The organism is Ruegeria sp. BH8 (assembly GCF_056538065.1).
The window spans coordinates 102,436-121,799 of record NZ_JBQFSP010000006.1 but is presented as its reverse complement, the minus strand read 5'-3'; the positions used below and the strand labels follow the sequence as shown (position 1 = coordinate 121,799).

The window sequence follows — 19,364 nt, the reverse complement described above, 5'->3', positions numbered from 1 at the left end:
CGGACTCTGCGCCTCAATTCAGTCACGTCTTTCAGATAAGCTGTGGCACAGGCAAGATCGTCAAGGGCAGGAAACCATGCAGAAAATGCAGGGAAATTACAGCATTCTCGCAGACCGTATGGTTTGGCGGTCGTTCCTGTTTGTCTATGTGCTCTTTCTGGCCACGGTGCTGTTTGGCGCTTATCAGGAAGGCCCTGATGACGCGATGCGCTGGGTCATGGTACAGGACCTGCTGGCGGGACAGGGCTGGTTTGACGCCTATCAGCATCGGCTGGGCCCCGGTGACGGCACGCTGATGCACTGGTCCCGGCTTGTCGATGCACCGATTGCCGGGATCTACGCGCTGTCCGCGATGGTCGTGCCGCCCGACACCGCCTTGCAAGTGACCGCGTTTGTGTGGCCGGTGCTTCTGGCGGGGCTGACCCTGTGGGCCTTTGCTGTCACCGGCGCAGCGTTGGGCGGGCGAAATGGCGCGATTTCGGCACTGGTGGTCGGTGCGCTGACGCTCGAACATTATCGGAAGTTCGACTATTTCTCGTTTGACCACCACAATGTTCAGATTCTGCTGTTTGCAGCGGCCCTCATGTTCTTTGTCCTGCGCAAGGCCAAACCCTCTGCTGCGGGATGGCTGGGTGTCTGTCTGGCCCTTTCGGTGTCAATCGGAACCGAATCGATCGTGCAGGTAGCGATTATCGCGGTGTTCTTCACGATTGACTGGATCGTGACCGGCACAGCCGCCCGCCGCCGCACCATGGTGTTTGGAACCGGGCTGGCGCTGACCCTGTTGCTGGCCAGCGTTGCAACAACGGGGCGTCAGGGCTTTCTGTTCCCAAGCTGCGATGCCCTGACGATCAGTGTGGCCCTGCCGGCCGGGATCGCGGCCCTGTGCCTGTGTGCAGCAGCCTGGGTCGGGTCGGGCTGGTCCCATTGGGGGCGCATCGGCGCGTGTCTTGCGACAGGCGCTGTAACACTTGGCTGCGCTTACGCATTTGCGCCCTACTGCCTTGAAAACCCGATTGCGGACCTGCCTCAGGACATGCGCGACTTCTGGCTCAGCCAGGTTGCTGAAGCACAGAATATCACTGTCGTGCTGGAACGACACCTGGGCGAGGCTGCGGCCCTGATCGCCATGTCCGTCATCACGGCGGTGGCAGCCTTGTTCTTTGCCCGCCAGTCGCAAGACAAAATGGATTACTTCCTGTTTCTGGCGCTGATTGTGACCGGGTTTTCCATGTTTCTGTACCAGTCCCGGATGATGACATTTCTGGGCGTGTCCCTTGTGGCTGTTCAGGCTCAGGTGCTGCGGGCCCTTTACGTCAGTTACAGAACCCATGGCCGCACGCTCTCCGGCTTGGTTATGATAGGCTTTATCGTCTGCGTCTCGCCAAAGATCGGCATCAGCGTGGAAAAACAGCTGGAACGGTTTGCGCGCCCATCCCTTGCGGCACCCGTCGCTGAGGTTGCGCGGGATTCGCAAAACGTCGGCGCCCCCTGCAAAGCGCCCGAGGCCTACGCGGCCCTGCAAGACCTGCCAGCCGGCATGGTTCTGGTCGATTTCGATTATGCGGCAGAGGTGCTGCGCTATACTGATCATTCGGTTCTGGCTGGGAATTATCACCGCAACCGGGCCGGAATTCAGGCGCAGATCGCGGTTTTGCGTGTGGATGCGTCCCAGGCCGGTCCGCGTCTTGCTGCGCTGGGTGTAAGCTATGTGCTGCTTTGCACCGCTGCGCCCCGTACTGAATTCTGGGACTGGGCGTCTCAGGGGCGCGGGCTGCAATCCCAATTGGCAAAGGGTGAAACCCCCGCCTATCTCAAACGGATTGATGGTGGGGAAGGGGCCGCGTTTCAGGTTTTTCAGTTGGCGGCCGATTTCTAGGCCGTCCGCGCTTTGCGGAATGCTGATCAGGCGTGACGCTTCACGATCACCGATCCAACCGAATACCCGGCCCCAAAAGAACAGATCAGCCCCAGATCACCCTCTTGCAGATCGTCAGAGTATTTCGAAAACGCAATGATCGACCCTGCGGATGAGGTGTTCGCATAATCCTGAAGGATATTGGGTTGCTCGCCCGCCTCGGGTTCGCGGCCCAGAACTTTCTTGCCGATGAAGTCGTTCATCGTCTTGTTGGCCTGATGCAGCCACAGGCGTTTGAGGTCGGTATTGCTGACCCCTTCGGCCTCCATATGGTCGCTGATATGCTTGCTGACCATCGGCAACACTTCCTTGAACACCTTCCGGCCGTTCTGCATGAACTGCATGTCGCGGCGGTCAATCACACCATCGGGGCGCGACCGGCGCAGGAACCCGTTATTGTTGCGGATATTGTTGGAAAAGGCGGTGGCACAGCGGGTCGACAGGATTTCGAAATGCGGGCCTTTGGCGTCTTCGATCCGCTCGATCAACGTTGCCGTTGCCACATCGCCAAAGATAAAGTGACAATCCCGGTCGCGCCATTCCAGATGGCCCGAGCAGATTTCAGGGTTCACCACCAACGCCGCGCGCACCGAACCGGACCGCACCATATCCGCCGCCGCCTGAATGCCGAACGTGGCCGAAGAACAGGCGACATTCATGTCAAAGCCAAACCCGTCGATGCCCAGTTCCTGCTGAATCTCGATTGCAATCGCCGGATAGGCGCGTTCATGGTTCGAGGCCGCGCAGATCACCAGATCGACATCCGCCGCCGAACGCCCCGCCTGCGCCAGCGCCTTCCTGCAGGCATCCACTGCCATCTCGGTCATGATCCCGGGCTCGTCATCGTTGCGCTGGCGCAGCGTCGGGTGCATCACGTCGGGGTTCAGCACCCCGGACTTGTCCATCACGTAGCGGTTCTGAATGCCCGACGCCTTGACGATGAACTCTTCCGAGGAATGCTGCATCGCCTCCATCTGCCCGGCTGCGATGGCCTCGGCATTCTTCGCGTTCTGCTTGTCGGCATAGGCGTTGAACGCTTCAACAAGCTCGGCGTTGGTGATGACGTTTTCCGGGGTGAAGACACCGGTACCGGTGATGGCGGGGGTATACATGGCGGGTCCTGAATGTTTCGGATTCGCCCAAAATGCAGTCATGGCGTGATTTGATCAAGATATGTTGACCTAAGGGAATTCGTTCCTGGGCGCAGTTTCATATCTTGAATAGTTCAGAAATTGAAGTATATCGCCCCGTAACCCGCGCGGAGACCCCCCAATGCCCGACGATATCAGCGCCAGACTGGGCCGCCTCAGCCCCGAGATTCAGGCGATCATGGGCGTCTATGCCCTGTACTGGAAACTGGAAGAGACCTTCGACTGTATCGAAACAGACCTGAGCCACCCGGAATGCCACATGCTGATCAAACTGGATCAGCCCAAGCGCATGGGCGTTCTGGCCGCTGATATGTTAAGCGTCCCGTCAACGATCACCGCCACAGCCGATGCCCTTGAAAAAGCGGGCTACCTGACGCGGCGGCGTGACCCCGAAGACCGCCGCGCCTGGTTGCTGGTGCTGACAGAGCAGGGCGAAGAGGCCCGCAACATGCTGGTCGCCGCCGCCGGGGACCTGTTTCACAGGGCCTCGGGCCTAAACGAACAAGAAACTGCCGAATTCGCGCGACTGGCGCGCAAAATCCGCGACAACGTATTGAAAACGGGAATTCCTGAGGGATTGAAGAAATGAAACTCCTGACCTCTCTGGGCCTTGCACTGGCCATTCTGGCAACCCCGATTGCCGCTCAAGATACCCCGAAACCGGTGAAACTCATGCAGGTGCGCGAAACCGCGCCGGGTTTCACGCGGCAGTTCTTTGGCCGCGTCGCCGCGCGCCAGACCGTTGATCTGGCCTTTCAGGTTGCGGGCCAGATTGTCGAAATGCCCATCAACGAAGGCTTCGTGATTCCCAAGGATGGCCTGATTGCCCGTCTGGATCAGGAACCGTTCGAGCTGCGCCTTGATCGGGCGCGGCTGCAAAAGGAACAGGCCGACCGCACGGTCGCACGCCTGTCGCGCCTGCGCGGTACAACCGCCAGCCAGGTGGCCGTAGACGATGCCGAGACCGAGGCGCAGCTGGCCGCGATCGCCCTGCGCGACGCGGAATATGAACTGGAACACGCCACGCTGACCGCGCCCTTTGACGCGCTGGTCTCCAGCCGCTCGGTCGAGGCGTTTACCACCGTCTCGGCGGGCACGCCCATCGTCCGCATCCACGACATGTCCGAATTGCGCATTGTGGTCGACGTGCCCGAGATCCTGTTTCAACGCTCCGGCCAGACTGATCAAAGAACGATCACCGCCAAATTTCCTGCCAGTGACGAAGTCTTCCCGCTGGAAATCCGTGAATTCGACGCGGAAACCTCCAGCGTCGGTCAAACCTTCCGCATCCAGTTCGGCCTGACCCCGCCCGAGGGGTTGCTGATCCTTCCCGGTTCCTCTGTTACCGTCAATGTTCAGGTGCAGGACAACCGCATTGGCATCATCGTGCCAGCAACCGCTGTGATCGCCGACGCAAACGGCGCGCTGAACGTCATGGTGTTTTCCCCGGTCGGGGCGGATGAGGGCACCGTGCGCCGCGTCCCGGTGACCATCGAGCCCACGCAAACCGGCGATGTCCGGGTGCTGACGGGCCTGTCTGACGGGGATGAGGTCGTTGTGGCCGGGGGCGCTGTGCTGACGGATGGTCAGACGGTGCGCCGGTTTGCCGGTTTCGCGAACTGAGGGGCTGACAGATGAATATCGCCCGCGCCTCAATCGACCGGCCGCTTTACACATGGCTGGTCATCCTCATTGCCCTCATTGGGGGCATCTGGGGGTTCACATCGCTTGGCCGTCTGGAAGACCCGGCCTTTACAATCAAAAACGCGGTCATCGCCACGCAATACCCCGGTGCCACTGCCGAACAGGTGGCGCTGGAAGTATCGGAACCGCTGGAATCCGCTATACAGCAGATGGGCGAGGTGGACGTCATCACCTCTGTCAATCAACCCGGACGGTCCCTGATCGAGGTCGAGATCAAGTCGACATATGACGGCACCGAACTGCCTGCCATCTGGACCCGGCTCAGGGCCAAGGTGCGCGACGCCGCGCGCGGCCTGCCATCGGGCGTCGGCCAACCGTTTGTGAATGACGGGTTTGGCGATGTGTTCGGCCTGTTCTATGCGGTGACCGCCCAAGGGTTCTCGGACGCCGAAAAGCACGAACTGGCAACGTTCCTGCGGCGGGAACTGCTGACCGTGGACGGCGTTGCGGATGTCGAGGTTCAGGGCCTGCCGGACGAGGCGATCTTTGTCGAACCCGATCTGGCGATTTCGGTGAACCAGAATGTCCCGCTGCAAGCAATCAACCAGGCCATCGCCAACGCGGATTCGGTCAATTCCTCAGGGTCCTTGCGCTCTGATAATGACCGGACCACCATCCTGACGGCCGAAGGGTCGGACAGTGTGTCGGCCATTGCGGGTCTGTCTGTTGGCTCACAAGGGCAGGTGATCAACCTCTTTGACATGTCCGATGTCTATCGCGCCCGTCAGAACGACCCCGACATCATCATCCGCTACAACGGGACCGAGGCCTTCACCTTGGGTATCGCGGGTCTGGCCACGGAAAACATTGTCGAAGTTGGTAAACGTGCTGATGCAAAGTTCGCGGAGTTGAACACAAGCATTCCCTTCGGTGTCGAAATCCTGCCGATCTATCAGCAACATGTGGTGGTCGAACAGGCCTCGAACGACTTTCTCGTGAACCTTGCCATGTCGGTGGCCATCGTGGTCGCCGTTCTGGGCATCTTCATGGGCTGGCGCGCGGCCATTGTTGTCGGCTCGACCCTGCTGCTGACCGTTGTCGGCACGCTTCTGTTCATGTCGCTCTTCTCAATCGAGATGGAGCGAATCTCATTGGGTGCCCTGATCATCGCCATGGGGATGCTGGTGGACAACGCCATCGTTGTGGCCGAAGGAATGCAGATATCCATGCTGCGCGGCCAGTCCTCGCGCGATGCGGCCGAGGATGTGGCGTCAAAAACCCAGATCCCGCTGCTGGGTGCGACCGTGATCGGCATCATGGCCTTTGCGGGCATTGGCCTCAGCCCGGATGCAACCGGAGAATTCCTGTTCTCTCTGTTCGCCGTGATCGGCATTTCACTGTTGCTCAGCTGGGTTTTGGCGATCACCGTCACGCCGCTATTGGGGCATTACTTCTTCAAACAGGGCAAAGCAGGCGAGATCGACGCTTACGGCGGCCTCCTGTTCCGCACCTATGGTGCGATCCTGCGCTTTGCGCTGCGCTTCCGATGGCTGGTTGTTGCTGGTCTCGTCGGCGTAACCGTGGTGTGCTATGCCGGGTTTGGGCTGATGAAACAGCAGTTCTTCCCCAACTCCAACACGCCTTTGTTCTTCGTGCACTACAAACTGCCGCAGGGCACACCGATTGCACGAACCGCCGAAGACATGGCGGTGTTCGAAGAGTGGTTGGCAGCCCGCGACGACGTCGTCTCGGTCACGACCTTTGTCGGCCAGGGGGCTACCCGTTTCATGCTGACCTATTCAGCCGAAAAGCCGAATCCCAGCTATGGGCACATGGTCATCCGCACAGCAAGCCTGGACGACATCCCGGCGCTGCAAGCGGACCTTGAGGCGTTTGGGTCCGTCCAGTTCCCCGAAGGTGAGTTCGGCACCAAGCGTCTGGTCTTTGGCCCCGGCGGTGGTGATCCGATTCAGGCCCGCTTCTCGGGCAGCGATCCGGTCGTGCTGCGCCAGCTTGCTGATGAGGCGGTGCAGCGCATGGCAGCCGCATCCCCGAACGCGCTGTTGGTTCATCACGACTGGCGCGAACAGGAACTGGCGCTGCAACCGATCTATGCCACCGAACGGGCGCAGACAGCCGGTGTCACACGCGAAGACATCGCCGCCACCCTGCAATTCTCGACCGACGGCATTACGGGTGGTGTGTTCCGCGAGCGCGACCGCCTGATCCCGATCATCCTGCGCCGACCTGCGGACGGAGATTACTCGATCGTCGATCAGGTCGTGTACTCGGACCAGTCGGAAAAATTTGTACCAATTGAACAAATGGTGGATGGATTCGAGTACAAAACGCTCAATACGCTGGTTCACCGTCGTGATCGGGTTCTGACTATCACCGTCGGCGCCGACATCCCGCCCGACCTGACAGCGGCACAGGTCCACGCCGAAGTGCGAGACGCCATCGAGGCCATCGAATTGCCGCCCGGGTACAAGATGGAGTGGGGCGGTGAGTTCGAAAATTCGCGCGACGCGCAGGCAAGCCTGGGCAGACAACTGCCGCTGAGCCTGCTGATCATGGTGTTGATCTCGGTCCTATTGTTCAACGCGATCCGCCAGCCGATCATCATCTGGCTGCTGGTGCCGATGTCCGTGAACGGCGTGGTAATCGGCCTGCTGGGAACAGGACTGCCCTTCACCTTTACGGCACTTCTGGGCCTGCTCAGCCTGTCGGGCATGCTGATCAAGAACGGCATTGTTCTGGTCGAGGAAATCGATCTGGTCCGCGCCACCGGCAAGCCCCTGCGCGAGGCAATCATCGAAGCATCCGTGTCGCGTTTGCGGCCCGTCATGCTGGCGGCTGTCACGACCATTCTGGGCATGGCGCCACTGCTGACGGATGCGTTCTTCGTCTCGATGGCAGTGACGATCATGGGCGGTCTGGCATTTGCCACCGTGCTGACAATGGTTGCGGCACCGGTGTTTTACCTGCTGTTCTTCGCCCGTGACGAACGAAAGAAAACGACGGAGGCGCCTGCGTAAGGCATTGAAAATAAATAAAAGCCCCAGAGTTTCCTCTGGGGCTTTTTCATTTGGGTCAGGGGTCTTTACCCCTGTAGCGATTTCACCTCAACGTCGCCCTCAGCTTGTGCCTTAATCGCCAGTGCTGCGGCATTGGCCCCAGCTGCGGTGGTGAAATACGGGATCTTGTCATACAGCGCGATCGAGCGGATGGCCTTGCTGTCCTCAACCGCCTGCGCACCTTCGGTGGTGTTCATCACCAGCTGCACCTGACCGTCTTTCAGCATGTCCACCACATCCGGGCGGCCTTCGTACACCTTGTTCACCACGTCACAGGCAACACCCTGTTCGTCCAGCCAGCTTTGCGTGCCGCGCGTGGCCACAAGCGTGAAACCCTGATCAACCAGAACCTGCGCCGCTTCCAGCATGGCTTTGCCCTTGTCGGCATCCTTGATCGAAATGAACGCACGGCCAGAGGACGGCAGCACCATGCCCGCGCCCATCTGCGCCTTGAGGAACGCGCGTGGGAAGTCACGGTCCCAGCCCATCACCTCGCCGGTCGAGCGCATTTCCGGGCCAAGGATGGTGTCGACGCCGGGGAAACGGGCGAAGGGCATGACGGCCTCTTTCACCGAGAACCAGGGCATATCCGGATCGGCCAACGTCATCTGGTCCGCGATCTTGGTGTCCTTGCCTTCCTGATAGGGCGGGCGCATCGGGAAATCGGCCAACTTCTCGCCCGCCATGACGCGCGCCGCAATCGACGCAATCGCACTGTCGGTGGCCTTGGCAACAAACGGCACGGTGCGCGAGGCGCGCGGGTTCACTTCGATCAGATAGATCTCATCATCCTTGATCGCGAATTGCACATTCATCAGGCCAACGACATTCAGCGCCTTGGCCAGCTTGAACGCCTGTTCCTTGATCTGCCCGATGATCTCTTTCGACAGCGAATAGGGCGGCAGCGAACAGGCGGAATCGCCCGAGTGAACGCCCGCTTCTTCGATGTGCTGCATGATACCCGCGACGTGAACGTCGGTGCCGTCACACAGGGCGTCTACGTCCAGTTCGACCGCGCCGGCCAGATAGCTGTCCAGCAGTACGGGGCTGTCGCCCGAGACCACAACGGCCTCGTTGATATAGCGTCGCAGCTGATCCATATCGCGCACGATTTCCATCGCGCGACCGCCCAGAACGTAAGAGGGGCGGATGACCAGCGGGAAACCGATCTCTTCCGCAATCTCCAGCGCCTTTTCGTCGGTCGAGGCAATGCCGTTTCTGGGCTGTTTCAGGCCCAGTTCATTGACCAGCGCCTGGAACCGTTCGCGGTCTTCGGCCAGGTCAATTGCGTCCGGCGTGGTACCCAGAATCGGAATGCCCTCGGCCTCGAGCGCGTTGGCCAGCTTCAACGGTGTTTGACCACCGAACTGAACGATCACACCGTGCAGCGTGCCGTTTTCCTGTTCCTTCGTCAGGATTTCCATGACGTGTTCAAAGGTCAGCGGCTCAAAATACAGACGGTCCGAGGTGTCATAGTCGGTCGAGACCGTCTCGGGGTTGCAATTGACCATGATGGTTTCGTACCCGGCCTCGGTTAGCGCATAGCAGGCGTGGCAGCAGCAATAATCGAACTCGATCCCCTGACCGATCCGGTTCGGACCACCACCAAGAATAACGACCTTCTTGCGGTCGCTTGGGCGTGCCTCGCATTCGACATCGCCCATCATAGGGGCTTCGTAGGTCGAGTACATATAGGGGGTTTGCGCTTCGAACTCAGCAGCGCAGGTATCGATGCGTTTGAAGACCGCGGTAACGCCCAGATTGTGGCGGGCGCGGCGCACGTTATCTTCGCTGCGGCCTGACAGATTGCCCAGACGCGCATCGGTGAAGCCCAGCATCTTGAGCTTGCGGATGCCTTCTTCGGTCACTGGCAGACCGTCCTTGCGCACGGTGCGTTCTGCTTCGATGATCTCGCGAATGCGGGCCAGGAACCAGGGGTCAAACTTGGTGACGCCAAAGATTTCATCGTCGCTCAGGCCATGACGCATGGCTTGTGCGATAGTGCGCAGGCGGTCGGGGGTCTGCTTGCTGATCGCCTTGATGACATGCGCCTTGTCATCGCTGCTTTCGACCTCATCCCACAGGCCGATGCTCAACCCCGGAATTTCGATCTCATCAAACCCAGTCAGGCCGGATTCCATCGATGCCAGCGCCTTCTGCATGGATTCGTGGATGGTGCGCCCGATGGACATCGCCTCACCCACTGACTTCATTGCAGTGGTCAGGTAGGGTTCAGAGCCGGGGAATTTTTCAAACGCGAATTTCGGGATCTTGGTGACGACATAGTCGATGGTAGGTTCGAACGACGCAGGCGTGACCTTGGTGATGTCATTGTCCAGCTCGTCCAGCGTGTAGCCGACGGCCAGTTTCGCGGCGATCTTGGCAATAGGGAAACCCGTCGCCTTGGAGGCCAGCGCCGATGAACGCGACACGCGCGGGTTCATTTCGATCACAACCATGCGGCCATCATCGGGGTTGATTGCCCATTGCACGTTCGAGCCACCGGTTTCCACCCCGATCTCGCGCAGGACGGCAATCGAGCCGTTGCGCATGATCTGGTATTCCTTGTCGGTCAGCGTCAGGGCAGGGGCCACGGTAATCGAGTCACCCGTGTGCACGCCCATTGGGTCGACGTTTTCGATGGAGCAGACGATAATGGCGTTGTCGGCGGTGTCGCGCACCACTTCCATCTCGTATTCTTTCCAGCCCAGCAGGCTTTCATCGACCAGGATCTGGTTGACAGGCGAGGCATCCATGCCCGAGCGGCAGAAATGGATATAATCCTCGCGGTTATAGGCCACGCCGCCGCCTGTGCCGCCCAAGGTAAAGGCCGGGCGGATGATGGCAGGCAGGCCGATTTCCTCCAGCTCGTCCAGAGCGATCTGAACACCTGCGTCCAGATCGGCAGAGCCGTCGGCCTTCTTGGGGGCGGTCACGATGGTGGCTTTGGGGTTTTCCAGCCCCAGCCGATCCATCGCCTCGCGGAACAATTTTCGGTCCTCGGCCATCTCGATGGCGTCGCGTTTGGCACCGATCATCTCGACACCGAACTTGTCCAACACCCCCATCTCTTCCAGCGCGAGCGAGGTGTTCAGACCGGTTTGCCCGCCCATTGTGGGCAGCAGGGCGTCAGGGCGTTCCTTTTCGATGATCTTGGCGACGACCTCGGGCGTTATCGGCTCGATATAGGTGGCATCGGCAAGTCCGGGGTCAGTCATGATTGTCGCAGGGTTCGAGTTGACCAGAATAACCCGGTAACCTTCTTCGCGCAGGGCCTTGCAGGCCTGAGCGCCGGAATAGTCGAATTCGCAAGCCTGACCGATAACAATGGGACCCGCCCCGATGATCATGATCGACTTGATGTCGGTTCTCTTCGGCATGGCCTGGCCCCTTCGATTTTGCACGAGTCGCGGGCGCCGCCCAAGCGCCCAAATTGTCGTGCGTTATAGGGACCACGCAGAAAGGTTCAAGGGGTATCGGAAACAGAAGCGAAATTGCCGCTTTCCCCCCTTTCCCCTGCCAGAGTATTCTCTATATCGCCCTTCACGGCAAAAGAGGATGCAGTTGCGTATTCGTTTTGATCAGGGACCAGCCGGTCGCGGAACCCGGTTTCAGCGCCCGGCTCGGATTATCCGCGCGGATACGGCGGAGGACGTGCCTCAGGCTCTGGCGGCGCTGGATGAGGAGCGCGCGGGCGGGGCGTGGCTGGCTGGCTATGCAAGTTACGAACTTGGATATGTGCTTGAACCCCGGCTGATTGATCTTTTGCCGGAATCGCGTCGGCTGCCCCTGCTGTGTTTTGGGGTCTACGGCGCGCCGGATCGGGTTGCTTTACCAACGCCCGCGGGTGAGGTGCGCGCGTTTCAGCCGCGCTGGGATGAGGCGCGTTATGGCGAAGCCTTTCAACTGGTGCATGATGCCATCGGTGCAGGCGATATCTATCAGGCGAACCTGACCTTTCCGATTGATCTGACCGTCTCGGGCAGCAGTGAAGCCCTTTATGCGGCGCTGGCAGCGGGGCAGCCTGTTGGGCATGGCGCGCTGGTGCAGCAGGTCGGGTTGCCGGATCTGCTCAGTCGCTCGCCAGAGTTGTTCTTCCGCACAGACGCGGATGGAAAGATCGAAACACGACCGATGAAGGGTACCCAGCCGCGCAGCGAAGACCCGGATGAGGATATGCGGCGCCGGTCGTTTCTGACCACGGACGAAAAGAACCGGGCGGAAAACCTGATGATCGTCGATCTGCTGCGCAACGATATCAGCCGTGTCGCGCTGCCCGGTTCCGTTCATGTACCTGAACTGTTTAAGGTCGAAACCTATGCGACCGTGCATCAGATGGTTTCACTTGTCCGTGCCCAGTTGCTCAAATGCGCAGGGCTCAGCGATATATTGATGGCGTTGTTTCCCTGCGGCTCGATCACGGGCGCCCCCAAAATTCGCGCCATGGAAATTCTGGCCGGGCTGGAACCCTGGCCGCGCGACATCTATTGTGGCACCATCGGCTGGGCCGCGCCTGATGGCCGGTCCGAGTTCAACGTGGCCATCCGTACGCTGATGCTGGAAGACGATCAGGCCACCCTGAACGTGGGCGGGGGCCTTGTCTGGGACAGCACCGCCCCGGCAGAATATGAGGAGGCGCTATGGAAAGCCCGCTTCGCCCGCCAGCTGAGCCTGATTTCCGCCTGATCGAAACGCTGGCATTTCGGCCAGGTCAGGGCTTTGTCCGAAAAGACCGTCACCTTGCGCGCATGGCCCGAACCGCTGCGGCCTTTGGCCTTACCTTTAACCCGGATGCAGCGACCGCCGCGCTGGATGGCGCGTTGGGCGACACTCCCTTGCGGTGCCGCCTTACACTGGACGCATCGGGTGCGTTCGAATTGACGACCGGGGTTCTGGCCAACAATCCCCCGGTCTGGCGCATCGCCCTGTCCGAACAGCGGCTGGCATCCAATGATCTTTGGCTGCGTCACAAGACAAGCCGCCGCGCCCTTTACGACAATACTCGCGCCGCGCTGACGGATGGCATAGACGAGGTGCTATTCCTGAATGAGCTTGATGAGCTGTGTGAGGGCACCATCAGCAACCTTTTCATCGAAAAGCAGGACGGCCGTATTCTGACACCTGCACTGTCCAGCGGTCTGTTGCCGGGCATATTGCGCGAAGAATTACTGGATAAAGGAACGGTGTCCGAGGCCGTGCTGACCCTGAGCGACCTGAAAAATGCACAAACTGCCTACATGGGCAATTCATTGCGTGGGCTGATCCGGGTGGAGCTGATGGACACGTGACCAAAGACAGCGCGATGGTCGGACCACCGGTTGCATTGCCGCGGTTAAGGGTTGAGTTCGGCCTGTTCTATATTGTCCTGCCCCTGATCATCGCGGTTTTGTTTCCACCGAACTGGATGTTTCCAGCACTGTTTGCCCTGACCGGGTTGGGGATCATGCTGCTGCATTGGACACCGGGCTTTCAATGGGCCGAGCTGCGCTATGATTGGGCCAACTGGTCACTTCGCGAAGTTGTGCTGTTTACCGCTTTCATGTCCGTGTTTTGCGTCGGGCTGATTCAGGTGACACGCCCCGACGCCGCATTTCTTCTGCTGATACACCGCCCTGAGATGCTGGTGCTTATCTGGATCGGTTATCCTGTTTTGTCTGCACTGCCTCAGGAACTGCTGTTCCGCCCACTGTTCTTCCGGCGTTATCACGCGATCCTGCCAGATGGGCGCGCGGCTTATGTGCTGAATGCTGCCATCTTCTCGTTCGCGCATCTGATGTATTGGAGTTGGATTGTCGCCCTCATGACATTTGCGGGCGGGCTGCTGTTTGCATGGGCCTACAGGCAGCGCGGCTCGTTCTTTTATGCGGTGCTGTTGCACGCGATTGCGGGCAATATCATCTTTGCGGTCGGGCTGGGTGTCTATTTCTACTCAGGCAACGTGCAAAGGCCATTTTGACAGGGCGACCCGCCTTGACTTTCCGGGCCTGACAGGGTGTATCGGCGCGACGAATTCTGCGCCCGAAGGGATATGATCCATGCACGCCTATCGCAGCCACACCTGCGCCGCACTGACCGCCGCTAATGTCGGTGAAACCGTTCGCCTGTCCGGTTGGGTGCATCGGGTCCGAGACCACGGGGGCGTCCTGTTCATCGACCTGCGCGACCATTTCGGTGTGACACAAGTTCTGTGCGACGGCGACAGCGCGGCTTTTGCCGAGCTTGAGAAAGTGCGCTCGGAATGGTGCATCCGCATCGACGGCACTGTCAAAGCGCGTGCCGCCGAACTGGTGAACCCGAAGCTGCCCACCGGCGAGATCGAGGTGTACGTGCGCGAGCTGGAAGTTCTGGGGGCCGCCGAGGAACTGCCGCTGATGGTGTTCGGCGATCAGGAATACCCCGAGGAAACACGCCTGCGCTATCGCTACCTCGACCTGCGCCGCGAAGCGATGCAGCAAAACATGACCCTGCGCTCGGACGTTGTGGCCTCCATGCGCAAGCGTATGTGGGATCAGGGGTTCCGCGAGTATCAGACGCCGATCATCACCGCATCCTCGCCCGAAGGCGCGCGCGACTTTCTGGTGCCGTCGCGTCTGCATCCGGGCAAGTTCTACGCGTTGCCGCAAGCCCCGCAGCAGTTCAAGCAGCTGATCATGGTGTCGGGTTTCGACAAGTATTTCCAGATTGCGCCCTGCTTTCGTGACGAAGACCCGCGTGCCGACCGCTCACCCACCGATTTCTACCAGCTTGACCTCGAGATGTCCTTTGTCGAGCAGCAGGACGTGTTCGACACGATCCAGCCCGTTCTGACCGGCGTGTTCGAAGAGTTCGGCGGTGGCCGCAAGGTCGATCAGGAGTGGCCCCAGATTTCCTACAAGGATTCGGCGCTGTGGTACGGCACGGACAAGCCCGACCTGCGGAACCCTATCAAAATGCAAGTGGTCTCTGACCACTTCCGCGGGTCTGGCTTCGCGATTTTTGCAAAACTGCTCGAACAGGAAGGCACCGAAATTCGCGCTATCCCCGCGCCAACCGGTGGCAGCCGCAAGTTCTGTGACCGCATGAACGCATTTGCCCAGAAAGAGGGTCTGCCAGGGATGGGCTACATCTTCTGGCGCGATCAGGGCGAAGGGATGGAAGCCGCAGGCCCGCTGGCCAAGAACATCGGCCCCGAGCGGACCGAGGCTATCCGTCAGCAATTGGGTCTGGGTGTCGGCGATGCGGCGTTTTTCCTGGGCGGCAAGCCGAAAACCTTTGAAAAGGTTGCAGGCAAGGCGCGCGACGTGATCGGGGAAGAGCTTGGCCTGACCGAGAAAGACCGCTTTGCCTTTGCCTGGATCGTTGATTTCCCGATCTACGAACAAGACGAAGAAACCGGCGCGATCGACTTTGAGCACAACCCGTTTTCGATGCCGCAAGGCGGCATGGACGCGCTGCAGGGCAATCCGCTGGACGTACGTGGTTATCAATACGATCTGGCCTGCAACGGGTATGAGCTGGTCTCGGGCGCGATCCGGAACCACAAGCCGGAGATCATGTTGAAAGCCTTTGAACTGGCGGGCTATGGCGAGGACGAAGTGAAATCCCGCTTTGGGGCCCTGTTCAATGCCTTCCACTACGGTGCGCCGCCACACGGTGGATGCGCTGCTGGAATCGACCGGATCGTGATGTTGCTGGCGGATGAGGCCAATATCCGCGAGGTCATGATGTTCCCGATGAACCAGCGGGCCGAAGACCTGATGATGCATGCGCCGTCGGACCCGACGTCAGATCAGCTGATGGAACTGGGCTTGCGCCTTATTCCGCAGGACTGAACGAGAGCCGCCCGCATCAAGCGGGCGGTTTCATTTTGATGCCAGCGAATACTCGCGGGTCAGTCCAGCGGGTTGTTCAGATCGCCCCGGTTGACCCGAATAGAGCGCGCAGTCTGCCGTGTTTGGCGATAGGCCCAGATGCACAGAAGCGTCGCGGTGATGAAGTAGGCTGCAATCACGTCAAATCGCCTTTCTTTGTTCCAAACGGTTCTGCACCATGCCGGCGACCTGCGCTGCCTGCGCCGTGATTGGTGCACCGTTCGCTCGTGACAGCGCCAGCTTTCGGGCGGCTTCTGCCAACGGTCTGTCATCGGCTTCCCGTGCGACCCCTTGCAGGAACTGGGCAGCGTAATCCCATGCGCGATGATCGTTGGGCCCGGTAAGGACATCGGCGATATGCGCCATGTCGTCCTGATAAGCCATCGGGTCGGGTCGGATGACTTCGTCGCGAACCGAGTGGAGCCCGCTTGGGCGTCGATCCTCGGGCAGGCGCTCCAGAATGGACTTCTGAAAATACGACAATGATTTTATCGGCTTGGACAGAAATCCATCCGCTCCGGCTGCGTACGCCAGACCTTCGGTAGTGTCATCGCCCGACAGGCCCATGATCACGCTGATCCGTGGTGAAGCTTCGGCCAGTTCGGCGATCAGGTCAGCTCCGGACCCGTCGGGCAGGCCCATATCGACCAGAATGACCGAGGGGCGATAGATCTGCAGGTGTCGCCGTGCCGATTTCAGGCAGTCAGCGCGTCGGATACGTGCGCCGCTGTGCAGGCACATCAGGCGGATCGCGTCGCAGGCATATCGGCTGTCTTCAACAACCAGAATTGTCTGTCCCAGCAAGGGCCGCGTTGCGGTGGGCGTGGCGGCGGTGGTGGCAATGAGGCCCGAATCGTCCATGGCAGCTCTCCTATCCAGCAGATGCTTCACGCTAGGAACTTCTGGCTAACACGACGTTAACGCGCGATTTGGCGCACTTGTTCTTTCGCAGAGCAGCCCCCATAACCCACGCAACGCAGGACATCAGGAGTGAGACATGATTGGACGTCTGAACCACGTTGCCATCGCCGTACCCGACCTTGAGGCGGCATCCGAGCAATACCGCAATGCGCTGGGCGCCAAGGTTGGCGCGCCGCAGGACGAACCGGATCATGGCGTCACGGTTGTGTTCATCGAACTGCCCAACACCAAGATCGAACTTTTGTACCCGCTGGGCGACGACAGCCCGATCAACGGGTTTCTGGAAAAGAACCCGGCAGGCGGTATTCATCACGTATGCTATGAGGTCGAAGACATCATCGCCGCCCGTGATCATCTAAAAGCGACTGGCGCCCGTGTTCTGGGGTCGGGTGAGCCCAAGATCGGCGCGCATGGCAAACCGGTGCTGTTCCTGCATCCTAAGGACTTCAACGGCTGCCTTGTCGAGCTGGAACAGGTATGATCCGCAAAACCCGGAGGGCCTGAAGTGACCATTACCGCTGCATTGGTGTTGTTCGCCGTCATCTGGTTCATGACGTTGCTTGTGGTTCTGCCCATTCGCATCAAAACTCAGGGTGACCTGAACGATATCGTTCCGGGCACCCATGCGGGCGCGCCGGAAGTCCATCATCTGAAGGCTAAGATGTGGATCACCACCGCCATTGCAGTGGTTTTGTGGGCTATCATTGCCGGGATCATCATATCTGGTGCAATTTCAGTGCGGGACTTCGACTGGTTGAACCAACTGGAGCCGCGCTAATCTGTGTCAGACCTTTTGGCCTGACACAGCATGAAAAATATGGGTGAATGTCGCCGCGCCAAGGATCGGGATCACCAGATTCAACAGCGGTATCGACAGCGGAATGGCCATCAGCGTTCCAGCGACCCAGATCGTGGTCGAATGCCTGGCCCGCAACTGGCGTGCGCCATCCCGCCCGATCCGGCGCATTGCAGCCAGCGTGAAGTATTCTCGCCCCAACAAGAACCCGTTCATGGCCCAGAAGATGAAGGGCGCAAACGGGGTGAAGATCGCATAAAGGATCAGCGCCAGCAGGTTTGCGACAATCAGCACGCCAAGAAAGCTGAGGCCGTCCATCAGGGCCTCTGACACCGGGATGCGTCGTGCAGGTGGCAAGGCCGGAAAATGCTTGTCCTCGACCGCTTGTGCCACTTCGTCCAGAAAGATCGATGTGATGGCTGACGCCACCGGCACCATCAGGAAAACAGGCAGGATCAGGACGAGAACGATACCTGAATAGTTCAGAACGTCGTTCAGCCATGGCACTGCGCCGACGAACGGCAGAGAGATTTCACTGCCCGACAACCAGTTGATCAAACTGATCGCACCCGCACAGGCAAGACCCAGCAAAAGGATGGTCAAACCTACACCGCGCAGCAGAACGGCGCGGAACTTGGGATCTCCGATCTGGCTTAGCGCGCTGAAGAAGGCGTTCAGGATGATCATTCTGTGATCCATTCCGTTATGGCCGCCACATCGGGCCGCGGGCGCTCGGGTGGGGCTGTTCCTTCGGTGGCGATATGTATCAGCCCGGCTACGCGTTCGTTGTCAGCAAGTCCAAAGGCGTCGACGCAGAAGTCGTGGTCATGGGTTTGCCAACCCGATAGCCAGTTTGCACCCCAGCCTGCGGCCAGCGCGGCATTCAGCAAGGCAAGACAGACCGCGCCCGCAGAATAGGTTTGTTCGATTGCAGGTATTTTTTCGGACGGTTTTTGTACTTCGATCACCGCTACGGCCAGATGTCCCATGTCAAATTGGCTGCGTGCTTTTGCAATATCTTCCGGACTTTTCTTCAGCCTTTGCCCGCAGGTTTCGGTCAGGGTTGCCAGTCTTGCCATGGCCCCCTGTTCCAGAACGATAAATCGCCAGGGTTCCAGTTTTCCGTGATCGGGGCTGCGTGCAGCTGCGATCAACAAGGGGCGCAACTCGTCCGGTGTCGGGGCCGGGGCAACCAGTGTCTTGGCAGGTCGGGACCGGCGCGACTGCAAAAACTCCAGAGCAGCGGGGTTTTTCATGGACATATGTTAACTTCCTTTACATCACGTCTCTGTATCTTGGTCGGCATGCCGAGGGTTTCAAGGGCGCGGCGACGGATCGCGTGGATCAATTTCATTCCACCGCCCATCATGCAAGACTATTGAGGGAAGGGGCGACAATGGCGAAATCCAAACTACGTGATCTGCCGGATCTCAGCGCGCAGGCGCACGCCGGGACAACGTTTCATCTGAAAGTAACTCCCAAGGCTGTACGCGACCGGGTGGTTGTGGAAGACGGGCAGATCAGGGTATTTGTCACGGCACCGCCTGACAGTGGTAAAGCCAACCATGCGGTTCAGGTAATTCTTGCGAAATGTCTTGGCGTCGCGCCTTCGACGCTGTCACTCAAGCAGGGGCAAACTTCGCGCAGCAAGGTTTTTGTCTATGCGCCCTAAGATCCCGTTTCACGGATCTGGTAAACTCCCTCGGGCAGGTCCAGCGCTGCGGCCAGATCGCGGACCTGTTCGGGCGACAAGGTGATCTTTTGCACCTGGTCGGTTCGCGGATCAAACTGTTCCAGCGTGACGCATTCGGCGAAATTGTTGATCACAACATCTTCCTGCAAAGGTTTTTCACCTTCGTCCACAAGCGTTATGACCGTCGAGTCGAATTCATGCTCAATCGAAAACATAAGGACAGAGTGCAAGCCGTCGATGCGCAATGCAAGACGTTCGTTTCAAAGCATTGTGTGGTCACTCTGAACAGCACGTACTATGTTGAAATCACGGTC

The 19,364-nt window shown here is 59.4% G+C and carries 17 protein-coding genes; 11 read left to right on the top strand and 6 right to left on the bottom strand.

The genetic code is table 11. The features are described 5' to 3' along the window. Window positions 1-76 precede the first annotated feature (76 nt). On the top strand, window positions 77-1,879 hold the full coding sequence (locus ACR0AD_RS12560; RefSeq protein ID WP_480487588.1) for a hypothetical protein: 1,803 nt from the start codon (window positions 77-79) through the stop codon (window positions 1,877-1,879). A 26-nt stretch (window positions 1,880-1,905) separates the two neighbouring features. Here the strand turns inward: ACR0AD_RS12560 and ACR0AD_RS12555 are convergent, their stop codons facing one another. Next, window positions 1,906-3,030, bottom strand: coding sequence for a beta-ketoacyl-ACP synthase III (locus ACR0AD_RS12555; RefSeq protein WP_480487590.1), 1,125 nt, complete (start codon window positions 3,028-3,030; stop codon window positions 1,906-1,908). 160 nt (window positions 3,031-3,190) lie between these two features. On the opposite strand from ACR0AD_RS12555, the gene ACR0AD_RS12550 reads away from it, so the two are divergent. From ACR0AD_RS12550 to ACR0AD_RS12540, 3 genes are read left to right on the top strand one after another with little or no spacing between them, the layout of a single operon-like run. Further along, window positions 3,191-3,658, top strand: coding sequence for a MarR family winged helix-turn-helix transcriptional regulator (locus ACR0AD_RS12550; RefSeq protein ID WP_480487592.1), 468 nt, complete (start codon window positions 3,191-3,193; stop codon window positions 3,656-3,658). Continuing rightward, window positions 3,655-4,692 carry an efflux RND transporter periplasmic adaptor subunit gene (locus tag ACR0AD_RS12545; RefSeq protein ID WP_480487593.1) on the top strand — a complete coding sequence of 346 codons (1,038 nt, stop codon included), beginning with the start codon at window positions 3,655-3,657 and terminating at the stop codon, window positions 4,690-4,692. Before ACR0AD_RS12550 ends, ACR0AD_RS12545 begins: the two co-directional genes overlap by 4 nt. Window positions 4,693-4,703: 11 nt before the next feature. Continuing rightward, window positions 4,704-7,751: an efflux RND transporter permease subunit gene (locus tag ACR0AD_RS12540; protein WP_480487595.1), complete on the top strand. Its 3,048-nt coding sequence runs from the start codon at window positions 4,704-4,706 to the stop codon at window positions 7,749-7,751. Window positions 7,752-7,816: 65 nt separating this feature from the next. Here ACR0AD_RS12540 and carB read toward each other — a convergent pair whose 3' ends face one another. Further along, the gene (gene carB / locus ACR0AD_RS12535) at window positions 7,817-11,170 is read right to left on the bottom strand and encodes a carbamoyl-phosphate synthase large subunit (protein WP_480487596.1); all 3,354 of its coding nucleotides are present in this window, start codon (window positions 11,168-11,170) and stop codon (window positions 7,817-7,819) included. Between the two features lie 178 nt (window positions 11,171-11,348). Between carB and ACR0AD_RS12530 the strand changes: the two genes are divergently transcribed. The 4 genes from ACR0AD_RS12530 to aspS all read left to right on the top strand — a co-directional run bounded on the left by ACR0AD_RS12530 (window position 11,349) and on the right by aspS (window position 15,601). After that, the gene (locus ACR0AD_RS12530) at window positions 11,349-12,476 is read left to right on the top strand and encodes an aminodeoxychorismate synthase component I (RefSeq protein WP_480487598.1); all 1,128 of its coding nucleotides are present in this window, start codon (window positions 11,349-11,351) and stop codon (window positions 12,474-12,476) included. Continuing rightward, a complete protein-coding gene (locus ACR0AD_RS12525; RefSeq protein ID WP_480487600.1) occupies window positions 12,431-13,078 on the top strand; it encodes an aminotransferase class IV family protein in 648 nt (215 codons plus the stop codon). Before ACR0AD_RS12530 ends, ACR0AD_RS12525 begins: the two co-directional genes overlap by 46 nt. Further along, window positions 13,075-13,746, top strand: a complete 672-nt coding sequence (locus ACR0AD_RS12520; RefSeq protein ID WP_480487601.1) for a CPBP family intramembrane glutamic endopeptidase — start codon at window positions 13,075-13,077, stop codon at window positions 13,744-13,746. The genes ACR0AD_RS12525 and ACR0AD_RS12520 overlap by 4 nt, the downstream gene beginning before the upstream one ends. A 79-nt stretch (window positions 13,747-13,825) precedes the next feature. Continuing rightward, entirely contained in the window at window positions 13,826-15,601 is a 1,776-nt protein-coding gene (gene aspS, locus ACR0AD_RS12515; protein WP_480487603.1) for an aspartate--tRNA ligase, read from the top strand. Window positions 15,602-15,781: 180 nt separating this feature from the next. Here the strand turns inward: aspS and ACR0AD_RS12510 are convergent, their stop codons facing one another. Beyond that, on the bottom strand, window positions 15,782-16,501 hold the full coding sequence (locus tag ACR0AD_RS12510; protein WP_480482214.1) for a response regulator: 720 nt from the start codon (window positions 16,499-16,501) through the stop codon (window positions 15,782-15,784). Between the two features lie 136 nt (window positions 16,502-16,637). On the opposite strand from ACR0AD_RS12510, the gene mce reads away from it, so the two are divergent. Beyond that, on the top strand, window positions 16,638-17,042 hold the full coding sequence (gene mce, locus ACR0AD_RS12505; RefSeq protein ID WP_170346086.1) for a methylmalonyl-CoA epimerase: 405 nt from the start codon (window positions 16,638-16,640) through the stop codon (window positions 17,040-17,042). 24 nt (window positions 17,043-17,066) lie between these two features. Further along, window positions 17,067-17,339, top strand: a complete 273-nt coding sequence (locus ACR0AD_RS12500; RefSeq protein WP_480487606.1) for a DUF1467 family protein — start codon at window positions 17,067-17,069, stop codon at window positions 17,337-17,339. A 6-nt stretch (window positions 17,340-17,345) separates the two neighbouring features. On the opposite strand, the gene ACR0AD_RS12495 is transcribed toward ACR0AD_RS12500, so the two are convergent. Both ACR0AD_RS12495 and ACR0AD_RS12490 read right to left on the bottom strand, forming a co-directional pair. Further along, window positions 17,346-18,044 (bottom strand): EI24 domain-containing protein, encoded by a 699-nt coding sequence (locus tag ACR0AD_RS12495; RefSeq protein WP_209504748.1) that lies wholly within the window; start codon window positions 18,042-18,044, stop codon window positions 17,346-17,348. Then, a complete protein-coding gene (locus ACR0AD_RS12490; protein ID WP_480487608.1) occupies window positions 18,041-18,619 on the bottom strand; it encodes a nitroreductase family protein in 579 nt (192 codons plus the stop codon). Before ACR0AD_RS12490 ends, ACR0AD_RS12495 begins: the two co-directional genes overlap by 4 nt. 134 nt (window positions 18,620-18,753) lie before the next feature. On the opposite strand from ACR0AD_RS12490, the gene ACR0AD_RS12485 reads away from it, so the two are divergent. Then, window positions 18,754-19,029, top strand: coding sequence for a DUF167 domain-containing protein (locus ACR0AD_RS12485; RefSeq protein WP_480487609.1), 276 nt, complete (start codon window positions 18,754-18,756; stop codon window positions 19,027-19,029). Here ACR0AD_RS12485 and ACR0AD_RS12480 read toward each other — a convergent pair. Then, window positions 19,026-19,265 carry a hypothetical protein gene (locus ACR0AD_RS12480; RefSeq protein WP_480487736.1) on the bottom strand — a complete coding sequence of 80 codons (240 nt, stop codon included), beginning with the start codon at window positions 19,263-19,265 and terminating at the stop codon, window positions 19,026-19,028. The two genes, ACR0AD_RS12485 and ACR0AD_RS12480, sit on opposite strands and share 4 nt — an antisense overlap. Window positions 19,266-19,364: the final 99 nt, after the last annotated feature.